General features: G+C 62.5%; 12 protein-coding genes. 9 read left to right on the top strand and 3 right to left on the bottom strand.

Annotation, left to right across the window (positions count from 1 at the left end; all coding sequences use genetic code 11):
* Positions 1-34: 34 nt before the first annotated feature.
* The gene (locus AC1RNA_RS00225) at positions 35-607 is read right to left on the bottom strand and encodes a DUF1134 domain-containing protein (protein ID WP_009340027.1); all 573 of its coding nucleotides are present in this window, start codon (positions 605-607) and stop codon (positions 35-37) included.
* A gap of 208 nt (positions 608-815) precedes the next feature.
* Here AC1RNA_RS00225 and AC1RNA_RS00220 point away from each other — a divergent pair, with 208 nt between their 5' ends.
* On the top strand, positions 816-1,238 hold the full coding sequence (locus AC1RNA_RS00220) for a YHS domain-containing (seleno)protein (protein ID WP_492951148.1): 423 nt from the start codon (positions 816-818) through the stop codon (positions 1,236-1,238).
* Here the strand turns inward: AC1RNA_RS00220 and AC1RNA_RS00215 are convergent.
* On the bottom strand, positions 1,232-2,041 hold the full coding sequence (locus AC1RNA_RS00215; protein WP_492951147.1) for a 3'(2'),5'-bisphosphate nucleotidase CysQ family protein: 810 nt from the start codon (positions 2,039-2,041) through the stop codon (positions 1,232-1,234). The two genes, AC1RNA_RS00220 and AC1RNA_RS00215, sit on opposite strands and share 7 nt — an antisense overlap.
* A gap of 196 nt (positions 2,042-2,237) precedes the next feature.
* Between AC1RNA_RS00215 and chpT the strand changes: the two genes are divergently transcribed.
* The 6 genes from chpT (at position 2,238) to AC1RNA_RS00185 (ending at position 8,762) form a co-directional block, all read left to right on the top strand.
* Positions 2,238-2,879, top strand: a complete 642-nt coding sequence (gene chpT, locus AC1RNA_RS00210; protein WP_009340030.1) for a histidine phosphotransferase ChpT — start codon at positions 2,238-2,240, stop codon at positions 2,877-2,879.
* Positions 2,880-3,052: 173 nt separating this feature from the next.
* Positions 3,053-5,779: a hybrid sensor histidine kinase/response regulator gene (locus AC1RNA_RS00205; RefSeq protein WP_492949830.1), complete on the top strand. Its 2,727-nt coding sequence runs from the start codon at positions 3,053-3,055 to the stop codon at positions 5,777-5,779.
* A gap of 10 nt (positions 5,780-5,789) precedes the next feature.
* Positions 5,790-6,260 (top strand): chemotaxis protein CheW, encoded by a 471-nt coding sequence (locus AC1RNA_RS00200; RefSeq protein WP_492949829.1) that lies wholly within the window; start codon positions 5,790-5,792, stop codon positions 6,258-6,260.
* Positions 6,261-6,297: 37 nt separating this feature from the next.
* On the top strand, positions 6,298-6,663 hold the full coding sequence (locus AC1RNA_RS00195; protein ID WP_002716841.1) for a response regulator: 366 nt from the start codon (positions 6,298-6,300) through the stop codon (positions 6,661-6,663).
* Positions 6,664-6,735: 72 nt separating this feature from the next.
* On the top strand, positions 6,736-7,893 hold the full coding sequence (locus tag AC1RNA_RS00190; protein WP_492949828.1) for a protein-glutamate methylesterase/protein-glutamine glutaminase: 1,158 nt from the start codon (positions 6,736-6,738) through the stop codon (positions 7,891-7,893).
* On the top strand, positions 7,890-8,762 hold the full coding sequence (locus AC1RNA_RS00185; protein ID WP_492949827.1) for a CheR family methyltransferase: 873 nt from the start codon (positions 7,890-7,892) through the stop codon (positions 8,760-8,762). The genes AC1RNA_RS00190 and AC1RNA_RS00185 overlap by 4 nt, the downstream gene beginning before the upstream one ends.
* Before the next feature lie 86 nt (positions 8,763-8,848).
* Here the strand turns inward: AC1RNA_RS00185 and ctrA are convergent, their stop codons facing one another.
* Positions 8,849-9,550, bottom strand: a complete 702-nt coding sequence (ctrA, locus tag AC1RNA_RS00180; protein ID WP_009340035.1) for a response regulator transcription factor CtrA — start codon at positions 9,548-9,550, stop codon at positions 8,849-8,851.
* Between the two features lie 422 nt (positions 9,551-9,972).
* Between ctrA and fliI the strand changes: the two genes are divergently transcribed.
* Entirely contained in the window at positions 9,973-11,298 is a 1,326-nt protein-coding gene (gene fliI, locus AC1RNA_RS00175; RefSeq protein WP_009340036.1) for a flagellar protein export ATPase FliI, read from the top strand.
* Positions 11,299-11,404: 106 nt separating this feature from the next.
* Positions 11,405-11,824: a flagellar export protein FliJ gene (fliJ, locus tag AC1RNA_RS00170; RefSeq protein WP_009340037.1), complete on the top strand. Its 420-nt coding sequence runs from the start codon at positions 11,405-11,407 to the stop codon at positions 11,822-11,824.
* The last annotated feature ends 140 nt before the right edge of the window (positions 11,825-11,964 follow it).

Here is an 11,964-nt window from a genome sequence, read left to right as displayed (position 1 = left end):
ATGCCGCGGTGTCCGAAAGTGGCATGAAAACCCCTTAGAAGGGGTTCCAGGTCGCGCGGGGGGTGAACTTCAGGTAGCCGACGCTCGCGCCAAGGCGAAGGCCGACACCGGCCCGGATCGGCACCAGCACGATGTGGTTCGCGGTAAGCGCGGTCATGCCGAAGCCGCCGATCACGTAGGCGGAGCCGTCGATTCCGGCGAAGCGCTGGTAGATCGCGCTGGTGGCGGGCAGGTTGTAGACCAGCATCATGGTCCGCGCGCCGTCGCCACCCCAGTCGAAGCCGACCGAGGGGCCCTGCCAGTATACCTTCAGGTCGCCGGCGTTCTTTGTATAAAGCGTGCCCTCGCCGTAGCGCAGGCCGGCCACGAATGCGCCCGCGCCTTCTTCGCCGAGGACGTAGCCGTTCGGCAGGCCCCAGCGGCTGACCGCCCGCTCGATGATCGAGGCGAGGCCGCGCGAGACGTTACCAAAGAAACGATGGCCCGCGACCACCAGCTCGTCGGAGCGGTAGGAATCGGAACGCGGTGCCTGTTGCGCCGAGGCAGGGGTGGAGAACGAGATCGCCGCCGCGAAAAGCAGGGCTGCACAACGCAGAGCGAAATTCATGAAATAACCCCCAGGAAGACGCTTGATGAAGGCGCTTGGTAAAGCGAGCAGGGCCTGCTCCCAGCTTAACGGCTTGCTGACAGGCAGATCCTAAACTCACGCGACTCGAACTTTATCGGCAGCAACTATGACGGTATGGCGGCAGGAAAATAAAGGGTGGGCCCGAAAAGGCCTGATCGCAGCGGGTATTTTGGCCGTATTTGTGGTCATGAGGCCCGCGGCGGCGGAGGCGGCATCGACCGAGCGGGTGGTGACGAACCATCACACCGGGCTTGCGATCGACGGCTACGATCCGGTGGGCTATTTCATCCAGTCCCGGCCCATTGCCGGGAAGTCCGGAATCGAGACGTATCAGGGCGGCGCGATCTGGCGCTTCTCTAATGAACGGGACAGGGACATTTTTCTCTCGGCCCCGGACATCTACGGCCCGCAATTCGGCGGTTACGATCCCATCGACCTTGCACATGGCCGGATCGTCGCCGGGCAGCCGCTGATCTGGCTCGTTTATGGCCAGCGTCTTTATTTGTTTAGCCGGATCGAGAACCGCGACGCCTTCACGGCGGACCCCTCCCGCCTTGCCGATGCAGCCGAGAAATGGCCGGCCCTCAGCGAGACCCTCGCCGACTATTGATCCGGCGTCTTTGCGCTGTCGCGGCGCGCGGCTTGCGGGTCGCCCCATACGATAAAGTCGGAAACGAGGAAGCCGTCGTGATCCTCGCCGAATTTTAAAGGCTGGCCGCGCCCGCTGGTGACGAGGCCGCCAGCGGCGGTGGCGATGGCATGGCCCGCGGCGATGTCCCATTCGCTGGTGGGCGAGAGGCGGGGGTAGATGTCGGCGCCGCCCTCGGCAACGCGGCAGAACTTGATCGAGGAGCCGAGAACCTGCCGGATCGCGCCGGGGCGCTCGGCAATGAAGGCCTCGGTGCGTGGGTCGCCATGCGAGCGGCTGACCGCGACGATCCATGGCGCGGCGGGGCCGGGATGCGGGCGTGTCCGGATCGATTGAGGCGCGCCGTAAACCGTGGCGTCCTTGGTCACCAGCAGGCGCTCGGCGCCGACGTCGACGATTCCCCGCCAGACGATCCCAAGCGCGGGTGCGACGACGATGCCGAGAGTGGGCTCCCCGCGCGTGACGAGGGCGATGTTGACGGTGAATTCGTCGGTCCCGGTGACGAACTCGCGCGTGCCGTCGAGGGGATCGATCAGGAAGAAACTGTCGCGGTAGGGACGCGCCGCCAGATGGGTGCGTTCTTCCGACAGCACCGGGATGGCGGGTGCAAGTTTCGCAAGCCCTTCGGCGATGATCGCATCGGCAAGGGTATCGGCATCGCTCACCACTGAGCCGTCGATTTTCTTGCCCAGCCCCATGGTGCTGCGATTGACCGCGAGGATTGCCGCGCCCGCCTGAACGGCGAGCTTTGTGAGCGGCTCCATCAACGTGAGGGCGTTTTCGCCGGCGAGGGTAACCCCTTCAGCCACAATCTCTTTCCTGGTCCGCTGTGGTTCCTCGGTGGCCTGTGTGGCCGCGGCAGGTTTCGCGGTGTATCAAATCACGGTCCGGCGTGATTCGACTGCGGAAATCGCAGCGGCGAATCCTTATCACACACCAAACCACAGCAGGAAAATTTTCATGTCAGGTACCTCCGGTGCTCCCGATGCTCTCGACCTTGCTGCGTTGCTGTCTTCAAGGGTTTGCCACGACCTCATCAATCCGGTCGGCGCCATCGTCAACGGCCTGGAGGTGATGGATTCGAGTAACAAGGCCGAAGACAAGGAGTTCGCCCTCGACCTGATCCGCAAGAGTGCGGTGAGCACTTCGGCGCGGCTGCAGTTCTGTCGTATCGCCTATGGCGCGGCAGGTTCGGCCGGGACGCAGATCGACCTTGGCGATGCGCAGAAGGTGGCGCGCGGCCATCTGGAGGACGGCAAGACCAAGCTGACATGGAATTTGCCGCACATGCTGCTGGCGAAGAACCGCGTCAAGCTGCTTCTCAACATGCTGGTCATCGCCCAGCAGGCGATCCCGCGCGGCGGTGAACTGGTGATCGACCCGATCGGTGAGGGCGATACGATGGGATTCCGCATCCGCGCGGTCGGTGCGAACGCGCGCGAGCCGCACAGCATCGCCGACCAGCTCAATCTGGAGAATGCGGCTTCCATCACCGCGCATGCGGTGCAGCCTTATTATACGGCGCTGCTGGCGCAGGCCTGCGGCTTCAAGGTTGGGCTGACCAAGGAAGAGGACGCCGTCGTGGTGGCGACGACCTCGTAACGTCGCTCAAATCTTAACGAACTCTTTCCGCCTGTGGCCGGTTGAGGCCACGGGTGCGCAAAACTGGCCGAACAAAAATACCTTTTGCTCACCATTATTAAACGCTTTCCGTTGAAACTGCGCAGACTTGGTAGGCGCATCTCGCCGCCTCCGCTCGAAGGCTGGGCTGTTTCATGGATGATTTGTTGCGTGAGTTCCTGACGGAAACGAACGAGAGCCTCGATACCGTCGACAATCAATTGGTTCGTTTTGAGCAGGATCCGAATAACGCCAAGATCCTGGATAATATTTTCCGGCTCGTTCACACCATCAAGGGGACGTGCGGTTTTCTCGGCCTGCCGCGCCTCGAAGCGCTGGCCCACGCGGCCGAAACCCTGATGGGCAAATTCCGCGACGGCATGCCGGTGACCGGCGACGCCGTTTCGCTGATCCTCAACACCATCGACCGCATCAAGGACATCCTGGGCGAACTCGAATCCAGCGAGGCGGAGCCGGAAGGCTCCGACCCCGATCTGATCGGCGCATTGGAAAAGATGGTGGAGATCGGCATGGCTTCGATGGAAGGCGGCGCGCCTGCTCCCGCTGCGGCTGCTGCCCCCGCATCTGCCGGCGGCGCTGAAGGCACTCTCGTCGTACAGACTCTGGAGCGCGAGTTGCGCCCGGGTGAAGTCTCGCTCGATGAGCTTGAGCGCGCATTCCGCGAAACCGCAGTCGAGACGGCGGCTCCGGCCGCGCCGGTCGCCGCTGCTGCACCGCCGCCTGCCGCGGCAGCCCCCGCGCCCAAACCGGCTGCCAAGCCCGCGGCAAAACCGGCCGCGCGGAAAGCCTCCGACGGCGAAGGCTCCGATGCCGACAAGGTTTCCTCGCAATCGATCCGCGTCAACGTCGATGCGCTCGAGCATCTGATGACGATGGTGTCCGAACTGGTGCTGACCCGCAACCAGTTGCTGGAAATCAGCCGCCGTCACGAAGAGAACGAATTCAAGGTGCCGCTGCAGCGCCTGTCCAACGTCACCGCTGAGCTGCAGGAAGGCGTCATGAAGACGCGCATGCAGCCGATCGGCAACGCCTGGCAGAAGCTGCCGCGCATCGTGCGCGACCTTTCGAGCGAACTCGGCAAGCAGATCGAACTCGAGATGCACGGCGCCGACACCGAGCTTGACCGCCAGGTGCTCGACCTCATCAAGGATCCGCTGACGCACATGGTGCGTAACTCAGCCGACCATGGCCTTGAAAGCACCGCGGCGCGCGTTGCCGCAGGCAAACCGGAAGTCGGCACCATCCGCGTCTCCGCCTATCATGAAGGCGGCCACATCATCATCTGCATTGCCGACAACGGCCAGGGTCTGAACACCGAGCGCATCAAGCAGAAGGCGGTTCAGAACGGCCTCGTCACCGAAGCCGATCTTGAGAAGATGAGCGAAGCTCAGATTCACAAGTTCATCTTCGCGGCGGGCTTCTCGACCGCTGCCGCGATCACCAGCGTGTCCGGCCGCGGCGTCGGCATGGACGTGGTGCGCAACAACATCGATCAGATCGGCGGCACCATCGACGTCAAGTCGGTGCCGGGCGAAGGCTCGTCCTTCACCATCAAGATTCCGCTGACGCTTGCGATCGTTTCCGCGCTGATCGTGGAATCGGCGGGCGAGCGCTTCGCGATCCCGCAGATCGCGGTCGTCGAACTGGTGCGTGCGCGCGCCAATTCGGATCACCGCATCGAGCGCATCAAGGACACCCCGGTGCTCCGCCTGCGCAACAAGCTGTTGCCGCTGCTGCACCTGCGCAAGCTGCTCAAGATCGACGACGGCCAGGAGATCGATCCGGAAAACGGCTTCATCGTAGTGATGCAGGTCGGCAGCCAGACCTTCGGCATCGTGGTCGACGGCGTCTTCCACACCGAGGAAATCGTCGTCAAGCCGATGTCGACCAAGCTGCGTCACATCAACATGTTCTCCGGCAACACCATCCTTGGCGATGGCGCCGTCATCATGATCATCGATCCGAACGGCATCTCGCAGTCGGTCGGCAGCTCGATGTCGGCGCAGGCCGAGATGATGGACGAAAACGCCGCGGCGCGCGTCGCCGGCTCCGAACAGCTCACCTCGCTTCTCGTCTTCCACGCCGGCAATACCCAGCCGAAGGCGGTGCCGCTCGCGCTCGTCACCCGTCTCGAGGAGATCGCGGCGGAGAAGATCGAGTTCTCCAACGGCCGTCATATGGTGCAGTACCGCGACCATCTGATGCCGCTCGTGAGCATGGAAGGCGTCACCGTTCGCAGCGAAGGCGTGCAGCCGATCCTGGTGTTCGTCGACGATGGCCGCTCCATGGGCCTCGTGGTCGATGAGATCGTCGATATCGTCGAGGAAAGCCTCAACATTGAAGTGGCGAGTGCGCAGGATGGCCTGCTCGGCTCCGCCGTCATCAAGGGGCAGGCGACCGAGGTGATCGATGTCGGTTATTTCCTGCCGATGGCTTTTGCCGACTGGTTCACCCGCAAGGACATGCAGCGCACGAGCCTGACCCAGGAGGTTCTTCTGGTCGACGACTCGGCTTTCTTCCGCAACATGCTGGCGCCGGTCCTGAAGGCGGCGGGCTACAGCGTCCAGACCGCGACCAATGCGAACGAGGGGCTGAACATCCTGCGCGCAGGAAAGCAGTTCAACGTCATCCTCACCGACATCGAGATGCCGGACATGAACGGCTTCGAATTCGCCGAGGCCATTCGCGCCGATCAGCGCAACAACGAGACGCCGATCATCGCGCTGTCGTCGCTGGTGTCTCCGGCGGCGATCGAACGCGGACGTCAGGTCGGTTTCCACGATTATGTCGCGAAGTTCGACCGGCCCGGTCTGATCGCGGCGTTGAAGGAACAGGCCGCTCGCGACAACCGCGCGGCATAAGGATAGCGACATGGACCAGCAAGCTCAGAAAACCGACGGCCAGATCACCGAATACGTCACCGCCATGATTGGCGGACAGTTGTTCGGCCTGCCGATCTCCCGCGTGCAGGACGTGTTCATGCCCGAGCGGCTGACCCGCGTGCCGCTCGCTTCCGACGATATCGCAGGCGTTCTCAACCTGCGCGGCCGGATCGTCACCGCGATCGACATGCGCGCGCGACTCGGCCTGCCGAAGATCGAGGACGGCCGTCCGCCGATGGCGATCGGCGTGGACCATCGCGGCGAGTCCTACGGGTTGCTGATCGATTCGATCGGGGAAGTCATGAAGCTGTCCGACGACAGCCGGGAAATGAATCCGGTCAACCTCGATCGCCGCATGGAGAGAGTTGCGGGCGGCATCCATCGGCTTGATGGACAGTTGATGGTGGTGCTCGATATCGACCGGGTTCTGGAGATTGCTCCTGACATGATGGCGGCGTGAGCGCCCATCGGGTCAGCATTTGGAAATAGAGGTCAACATGAAAACGTGTCTTGTCGTCGACGATTCCAGCGTGATCCGCAAAGTCGCACGCCGAATCCTGGAAGGCCTGAATTTCGAAATTATCGAAGCCGAGGACGGCGAGAAGGCCATGGAAGTCTGCAAGCGCGGCCTTCCCGACGCCGTGCTGCTCGACTGGAACATGCCGGTGATGGATGGCCACGAATTCCTGCGCAACCTGCGCATGATGCCGAACGGCGAGAAGCCGAAGGTCGTGTTCTGCACCACGGAGAACGATGTCGCTCATATCGCCCGCGCGCTTCATGCCGGCGCGAACGAGTACATCATGAAGCCGTTCGACAAGGAAATCGTCACCGCGAAGTTTCAGGAAGTCGGCCTGATCTAAGTAGGCGAGGGTCATCGCCGAATCGATATTGTGTCCTCCTGCCCTCTGGCAGAAAGTAAGTTTGGTATTTGAATGAGTATCGATTTGGCAGCCGCTTCTCATCCGGTCTCGACGAGTGGCGAGCGCATTCGAATTATGGTGGTTGATGATTCAGCCATCATCCGCGGCATCATCACGCGCTGGATCGAAGCCGAAACCGATATGGTGGTGGCGGCGTCCTGCCGCACCGGTCTCGACGCCGTCAACCAGATCGAGCGGATCAATCCCGACGCCGTGATCCTCGACATCGAGATGCCGGACATGGACGGCATCACCGCGCTGCCGCTGCTGCTGGCGAAGAAGCGTGATCTCGTCATCATCATGGCCTCGACGCTGACGCTGCGGAACGCCGAGATCAGCCTCAAGGCGCTGTCGCTCGGCGCCACCGACTACATTCCGAAGCCAGAAAGCAATCATCTGGGCGGCGCGGATACCTTCCGGCACGAACTGGTGCAGAAGATCCGCCATCTCACCGCCCGTCTCGCGCGCCGCCGCGTGCCGAGCCCGCCTTTGGCGCCGGTTGCCTCGCCCGCGGCCGCAGCCCCGGCGGCGGCTCCGGTCCATCACGCGCCGGCCAAGTTTTCGCTCCGCCCGTTCCACAAGGTGAGGCCGCAGGCGCTGCTGATCGGCTCTTCGACGGGCGGCCCGCAGGCGCTGACCGCGCTTGCCGCCGAGCTTGCTCCGATTGTCGACCGGGTGCCGGTGCTGATTACCCAGCACATGCCGCCGACCTTCACCACCATTCTTGCCCAGCATATCGGCCGTGCCAGCTCCCGGCCGACCCATGAGGGCGCCGAAGGGCAGGCCGTCAAGGCGGGCAACATCTATATCGCACCGGGCGGGCTGCACATGCGCGTGGGCCGCCAGGGCGGCAACGTCGCGATTGCGCTCGATGACGGCCCTCAGGTCAATTTCTGTCGTCCTGCGGTGGACCCTCTGTTCATGTCGGCGATCGACGTCTGGAAGGGCGACCTGCTGGCGGTGATCCTGACGGGCATGGGGTCCGACGGCATGCGCGGCGGCAGGGATGTCGTCGCCGCCGGCGGCAACGTGATCGCTCAGGACGAAGCGACGTCCGTGGTGTGGGGAATGCCGGGTGCGGCCGCTCAGGCCGGCATCTGTTCTGCCGTGTTGCCGCTCAACCAGATCGGCCAAAAAATACAAAAGATCCTTTCAGGAGACTTCTCGTGATCCAGGCTGAGTATGATTTTCTGCGCAAGCTCCTGAAGGAAAGATCCGGTCTCGTCCTGGCGGACGACAAGCAGTACCTGATCGAAAGCCGCCTCATGCCGCTCGCGCGCAAGGCGAATCTCGGTGGACTGACCGAGTTGATCGCGGAGCTCAAGCGCGGGGTGGAAAGCAAGATCTGCGACGTGGTCGAGGCGATGACCACGAACGAGACGTTCTTCTTCCGCGACAAGATTCCGTTCGATCATTTCAAGGACAGCGTTCTCCCCGAACTGATCAAGGCGCGCGCCAATCGCAAGAGCCTGCGCATCTGGTGCGCGGCCGCATCGACCGGGCAGGAGCCCTATTCGCTGGCGATGATCGTGAAGGATTTTGCCCAGGCGCTGTCGGGCTGGCGGGTGGAGATCGTCGCGACCGACCTGTCGCAGGAAGTTCTCGAGAAGTGCAAGAGCGGCATCTACAGCCAGTTCGAGGTGCAGCGCGGCCTGCCGATTCAGAAGCTCGTCACTCACTTCAAGCAGATCGGCGAGACCTGGCAGATCAATTCCGATATCCGCGCCATGGTGCAGTTCAAGCCGCTCAATCTGCTCAACGACTTCTCAAGCCTCGGCAAATTCGACGTGATCTTCTGCCGCAACGTGCTGATCTATTTCGAGCAGGCGACCAAGGCCGACGTTCTCGGCCGGATGATGAAGGTGAACGAGCCGGACGGCTATCTGTTCCTCGGCGCGGCCGAAACGGTTGTCGGACTGACCGATGCCTATCGCCCCTGCACGCAGCGCCGCGGCGTGTACCTTCCCAAGACCGCATCGCCCTCGATCATGCCCGGCATGGCCACAGGCGGGATGCGGGCGACGATGTCGGCACGATAGATTCGATCATTCTTGTCGCCGGTCTGTCGGCAGCAATAAAAAACCCCGCCGCTGGCGGGGTTTTTTGTATTCCGTGAAGTGGAAGCTCAGGCCGGGATGCGGGCTTCGTCGTCGCTCGGCTCGCGCAGCACATAGCCGCGGCCCCAGACGGTTTCGATGAAGTTGCGGCCCTCGGACGCGTTGGCGAGCTTCTTGCGCAGCTTGCAGATGAACACGTCGATGATCTTGAGTTCCGGCTCGTCCATCCCGCCATAGAGATGGTTGAGGAACATTTCCTTGGTGAGCGTGGTGCCCTTGCGGAGCGAGAGCAGCTCCAGCATCTGATATTCCTTGCCGGTCAGGTGCACGCGCTGGCCGCCGACTTCGACCGTCTTGGTGTCGAGGTTGACGATCAGGTCGCCGGTCTGGATCACCGACTGAGCGTGGCCCTTCGAGCGGCGCACGATGGCGTGGATGCGGGCGACCAGTTCGTCCTTGTGGAACGGCTTGGTCATGTAGTCGTCGGCACCGACGCCGAGGCCCTTGACCTTGTCCTCGATGCCGGCGAGGCCGGACAGGATCAGGATCGGGGTCTTGATCTTGGAAACACGAAGCTGCTTGAGCACTTCGTAGCCCGACATGTCGGGCAGATTGAGGTCAAGCAGGATGATGTCGTAATCATACAGCTTGCCGAGATCGACGCCTTCTTCTCCGAGGTCTGTCGTATAGACGTTGAAGCTCTCGGATTTGAGCATCAGCTCGATCGACTGCGCAGTGGCGCTGTCATCTTCTATCAGCAATACGCGCATGCCAGTCCCCTAATAGTCGCCACCCCGGGCGTCAGGTCGGCCGCACAACTCGCGGCACTGGAACGCCTTTGAACAACTGATTCGAATCCTGACCAGACATGGTTAACAAAAGCTGATTCGTGCCTGCAAGCTCTATTCGTGCAAATTATGCCGAATCGACTTAAGATGTTGCACAGAAGCGGCTTTTCGTATCCACGCAAGTTCAAGTTCCGTATTAGGAGTCGGGCCTGACCGCCTCCTGCGATTCGCACCTCCGTTCTGAAGGTCGAATTGCTTTCAGTTACCAAAGACAGTGACGCAATCATTAACGATGCGGGTAAACACGGGGTTAAGGAAGCGCCATCAAGCTCTGGAAACTTAAGCTTTTTGAAATGAAGAAGGCGCTCCGGTGACGCGAGGCTCGCAGTGAAGGCCAGCTTAAAGTGAAAGCCCTTGCCGAACAGATCGGCGATATCGACGGCATCAACATTTATGGCCGTGTTGTGGGCGTGCGCGGCCTGATGGTCGAGGTGGCCGGCCCCATTCATGCGATGTCGGTCGGCGCGCGGGTCGTCATCGAGACGGGCGGCGATCGCGACATTCCCTGCGAGGTGATCGGCTTCACCGGCAGCAATGCGGTGCTGATGCCGTTCGGGGGGCTGGACGGCGTCCGGCGCGGGTGCCGGGCGGTGATCGCCAATGCGGCGAGTCAGGTCAGGCCATCGCCGGCGTGGCTCGGCCGCGTCGTCAACGCGATGGGAGATCCGATCGACGGCAAGGGGCCGATCGAGCAGGGTGCGTCGCCGATGCCGTTCCGGAACCTGCCGCCGCCTGCCCATTCAAGAAAGAGGGTAGGTCAGCCGCTCGATCTCGGCGTGCGCGCGCTCAATACATTCCTAACATGCTGCAGCGGGCAGCGCATGGGCATCTTCGCCGGCTCCGGCGTCGGCAAATCGGTGCTGCTGTCGATGCTGGCGCGCAACGTCGATGCCGATATTTCGGTGATCGGCCTTGTCGGCGAGCGTGGCCGCGAGGTGCAGGAGTTTCTACAGGACGATCTGGGTGAGGAGGGCCTCGCGCGCTCCGTCGTCGTGGTGGCGACCTCGGACGAGCCTGCCCTGATGCGGCGGCAGGCCGCTTACCTGACGCTCGCAATCTCCGAATATTTCCGCGATGAGGGCCAGAACGTGCTGTGCCTGATGGATTCAGTCACCCGCTTTGCCATGGCGCAGCGCGAGATCGGCCTGTCCGCGGGCGAGCCGCCGACCGCAAAGGGCTACACGCCGACCGTCTTCACCGAACTGCCGAAGCTTCTTGAGCGCGCCGGGCCGGGGCTCGGCGAGGGCACCATCACCGGCATCTTCACGGTGCTGGTGGACGGCGACGACCACAACGAGCCGGTGGCGGACGCGGTGCGCGGCATTCTCGACGGACATATCGTGATGGAGCGCTCCATTGCCGAGCGTGGACGCTACCCGGCCATCAACATTCTCAAATCCGTCTCCCGCACGATGCCGAAATCGGCCGATCCGGAATTCCTGCCCGTCATCATGCGCGGCCGCCAGGTGATGGCGACCTATGCGGACATGGAGGAACTGATCCGGCTCGGGGCCTACCGGGCAGGCTCCAGCGCCGAGGTGGACGAGGCGATCCGCCTCCATGAGCCGCTCGAGAACTTCCTGCGACAGGCCAAGAACGAGGCGACCGGACTGGAGGCCGGCTACCGGCAATTGCAGCAAATCCTCGCCTCTGTGGAAACGGAAAGCTAACTTTGTCAGGCCATGATCCGCACCGTCTGTTGATTGCCGGCGGGGCCCAGTCGGGGAGCCGGTTCTGTCCCGTTTTGGTACTGGGACTTCTGGGGAGTACGAGTCGATGAAGTCACGTGAAACGCTTATCCGTCTGAAGAAATTTCAGGTCGACGAGAAGCGTCGCCGGGTTGCTCAGATCGAGACCATGATCGCCGAATTCCAGCGGATGTCGGTCGACCTCGAGCGCGAAATCCAGACCGAGCAGGATCGCGCAGGCATTCAGGATCCAGCCCACTTCGCCTATCCGACCTACGCCAAGGCCGCGATCCAGCGCCGTGAGAACCTGACCCGCTCGGCGGACGAACTGCGCGGGCAGCTCGAGGAGGCGAAGACGCATCTGGCGGATGCCTTCGAGGAATTGAAGAAGGTCGAGCTTCTGGACGAGCGCGATCAGGCGCGCGAACGCGCCGAGGAGAGCGCACGTGAACAGGCCGACCTCGACAGCATCGGCCTGTTGCGCTCGCGGATCGGCGCGGTAGCCTGATCCCGCCTGTCTTTGAACGGTTTGAAAGCCCGGTCCGGAAGGTCCGGGCTTTTTGCTGTCCGTGGCGATCAGCTTGGGATGGTGTGAGGTCCCGTTTTACAGCTTTCGTCCGGGCTGGCATAAAGGCGCAGGGGTGCTGT

It is taken from the genome of Afipia sp. GW821-FHT14H12, assembly GCF_058803465.1.
Note: the sequence above shows the minus strand (reverse complement) of the source record. Positions and strands in the feature narration are given on the sequence as shown.

What these genes read in the sequence shown, in the direction of transcription:
- AC1RNA_RS00205 (WP_492949830.1), top strand. Translation starts at nt 3,053, where the DNA reads ATGGATGATTTGTTGCGTGAGTTCCTGACGGAAACGAACGAGAGCCTC.
- AC1RNA_RS00225 (WP_009340027.1), bottom strand. Translation starts at nt 607, where the DNA reads ATGAATTTCGCTCTGCGTTGTGCAGCCCTGCTTTTCGCGGCGGCGATC.
- ctrA (WP_009340035.1), bottom strand. Translation starts at nt 9,550, where the DNA reads ATGCGCGTATTGCTGATAGAAGATGACAGCGCCACTGCGCAGTCGATC.
- chpT (WP_009340030.1), top strand. Translation starts at nt 2,238, where the DNA reads ATGTCAGGTACCTCCGGTGCTCCCGATGCTCTCGACCTTGCTGCGTTG.
- AC1RNA_RS00220 (WP_492951148.1), top strand. Translation starts at nt 816, where the DNA reads ATGAGGCCCGCGGCGGCGGAGGCGGCATCGACCGAGCGGGTGGTGACG.
- AC1RNA_RS00195 (WP_002716841.1), top strand. Translation starts at nt 6,298, where the DNA reads ATGAAAACGTGTCTTGTCGTCGACGATTCCAGCGTGATCCGCAAAGTC.
- AC1RNA_RS00215 (WP_492951147.1), bottom strand. Translation starts at nt 2,041, where the DNA reads ATGGAGCCGCTCACAAAGCTCGCCGTTCAGGCGGGCGCGGCAATCCTC.
- fliJ (WP_009340037.1), top strand. Translation starts at nt 11,405, where the DNA reads ATGAAGTCACGTGAAACGCTTATCCGTCTGAAGAAATTTCAGGTCGAC.
- AC1RNA_RS00200 (WP_492949829.1), top strand. Translation starts at nt 5,790, where the DNA reads ATGGACCAGCAAGCTCAGAAAACCGACGGCCAGATCACCGAATACGTC.
- AC1RNA_RS00190 (WP_492949828.1), top strand. Translation starts at nt 6,736, where the DNA reads ATGAGTATCGATTTGGCAGCCGCTTCTCATCCGGTCTCGACGAGTGGC.